This window comes from Photobacterium alginatilyticum (assembly GCF_009910675.1).
GTDB lineage: Bacteria > Pseudomonadota > Gammaproteobacteria > Enterobacterales > Vibrionaceae > Photobacterium > Photobacterium alginatilyticum.
The window spans coordinates 1-2,499 of record NZ_RSEJ01000082.1 but is presented as its reverse complement, the minus strand read 5'-3'; the positions used below and the strand labels follow the sequence as shown (position 1 = coordinate 2,499).

The following is a 2,499-nucleotide window of genomic DNA, read 5'->3' as shown; positions in this document are numbered from 1 at the left end:
AGATTCCCATGACGATATTGCTTCTTCATCAATCCAGAAGGTTATTGAGCCTCTGTTGATCAAGGCTTGATTATACTCTTTCCAGTTATTGGTCTTGTAACGGACCTTGGTTTTACTCATGGCTCATATAACTAACGATGGAACATGAGCGATCAGATCGTCACTTTCCGAAAGAGTTCAAACTGATTTACGCAACAAAGCCTCTAGTTGATCTACAAGTTCCTTTAGGCCTAAAAGCACTTCTGGAGTGAAATGCTCTGCTTTATCTGCCAATACTAAACTGGCCAAATAGATACCTATAGCACTCTTGTTTTCATCGCCCGTATTCTGCACAACACCATCAACAATGAATTCAATAGCTTCCATAAATTGTTCTTCGTTTTTCATTAGCACAGCCAACCTCAAAAATAGCACTGTGCAAATACATAGTAGTTTTACTGTATGTGTACAGTTTTCACATGCTCAACGAAATCACAGGGCTTGTCTACCATGGGGACTTACTACATAACAGTACAGTTTGAAGGAGTATTGAAACGCTGCAAGAAAACCAGACATCCAGAAAGTTGCTGTCCAATACATAAATATATTGATGTATCTCAGATGAATGTTTAATCTACTACTGATAGATATAATTACTAAAGCTATTAACAACTTGGTTTATTCAAAATAATTAATAAACCAAACTCATTAGATAAGATAGGAATAGGGAATGAAGTCACTATTTATCAGAATGCGCATAGTTCACTGGATTGGAATCCTACTACTAGTGCTAAATGCACTCTTACTCACAGAGAATCTACTCTCCACTATCATCCAGCTAATTATTGCTGCGGTCGTTTTAATCCATGATCTTGACGAAAAGCGTTGGGGAGTGGATACAATAGCTCAAGTAAGCCATTACTTAGAGAATATCTCACAGAAGGATCTATCCCACGCTTGCGATGTCGATGCCCGGTATAATGCTGAATTTGCCCAATTACTTACAGTCGTAGACAATTTACGCAATGAAATTAGCGCCGTATTAAAAGAAATAAAAACCAACTCACAGACCAGTTTAGATCATGCAGGACAGGTTGCTGAGATGGCGGACAATGTTTTAAAGCTAACTGCAAATTCTAATAACCTTGTGCTCCAAGGTAGTGAAAAACTGATTGAACTAGACCAGTTGGCAACTGTACTCTCCTCCAGCACCACTGACTCTCACAACAATATCAATCACATAAATAGTAACCTGCAAGAAGTTCAGCAAAACTTTACCTCGCTGGAAAAGCTATTACACGACTACACACTAAATAATACAGAATTGGAACAGGATCTAGATCGCCTCAACGACAGTGCAGATAAGGTACGAGGCGTATTAACAGTTGTCGCAGGTATCGCAGATCAAACTAACCTACTCGCTCTAAATGCAGCGATTGAAGCTGCACGTGCTGGAGAACAAGGAAGAGGTTTTGCTGTAGTTGCAGATGAAGTACGTGGACTTGCTGCTCGTACTCAAAAAAGTCTTAGTGAAATTGATCAAATTGTCGGCGAAATTACTCAGGCTACCAATCAAGCGACTGGGCAGATGAACAGACAAATCAAGAGACTAGATGAGATGCAATCTGGTATGGATAAAACAGTAGACATAATCCAGCAAACGACAACAGAAGGAAGTTCCACGCTTGAGCTAGTCGTTCAGACATCGCAACTTGCTCATAACTTACAACATATGAGCACGAGTATGACAGAAATCATCAATCTGATTAGCCAGCATTCCAACAGTAATCACCAAACAATCACCCACATCACACATCGCATTCATGAGCAACATACAATGGAAGACGCTATTTCAACATCAATTGCTAAATTTACGCTTTAACTTTAACCAGTTTTATAGGTTGTGGCTATTACAGCACAACCTACTTTCCTAATACCTGATTTTCTTCGTCACACATAGTCATTTCCTCACATGAGTAGATACGGGTCACCGGTATTGTAATACCTCTCATGCTACCCAACCAGTAGCATATCCATGGACAATTCAGCCTCATGATCTCCCTCCCTTTCATTAAGGAATCGTTCATCACTTAAAACGCTTTGCCAGTAAGCACGCTTTTCTTTGAATCGGTAATAGCTGTTGGCGTATTCGATATATGCGGCTTGCTTGGCTTCGGCTACGATTTGACGGTAGGTTCATCTTCAGATTTAGATTCCATCGACCAACCACGTGCTCCCGCAGCCCAAAGCAAGAAATCCCACGCCTTTTCTTCTGCGTTTTCGCCATCAAAGGGGCTTTGTTGCGTAAATCGAATTTAAGCTGAACGGACTCAACATTTGTTTGGGATTAATCAACTCTAATTGTTTGAGGCATGGTAAGACTCGACAGCTTATTTAAAGCTCGAACAGCTGCGTAGGCTTCACCTACTTGAGCATCATAATCTCGTAGACTCAGGCTTGAACCAAGAAGACGTTTATATCTCGACATTGCCGTTTCGGATATTGACCGAGAGTGATAGC

Annotated in this window: 2 protein-coding genes and 2 pseudogenes; 1 reads left to right on the top strand and 3 read right to left on the bottom strand. The window is 40.6% G+C overall.

All coding sequences use genetic code 11. The features are described 5' to 3' along the window. Together EIZ48_RS27925 and EIZ48_RS27920 are read right to left on the bottom strand one after the other, a co-directional pair. Nucleotides 1–120 (bottom strand): annotated as a pseudogene (locus tag EIZ48_RS27925) (IS5/IS1182 family transposase); the annotation flags it as partial. A gap of 57 nt (nt 121–177) precedes the next feature. Beyond that, entirely contained in the window at nt 178–387 is a 210-nt protein-coding gene (locus tag EIZ48_RS27920; RefSeq protein WP_160658640.1) for a hypothetical protein, read from the bottom strand. A gap of 322 nt (nt 388–709) precedes the next feature. Here EIZ48_RS27920 and EIZ48_RS29820 point away from each other — a divergent pair, with 322 nt between their 5' ends. Continuing rightward, complete coding sequence (locus tag EIZ48_RS29820; RefSeq protein WP_160658638.1) at nt 710–1,861, top strand: methyl-accepting chemotaxis protein; 1,152 nt, start codon at nt 710–712, stop codon at nt 1,859–1,861. 465 nt (nt 1,862–2,326) lie between these two features. Here EIZ48_RS29820 and EIZ48_RS29595 read toward each other — a convergent pair. Further along, nucleotides 2,327–2,499 (bottom strand): annotated as a pseudogene (locus EIZ48_RS29595) (IS5/IS1182 family transposase); the annotation flags it as partial.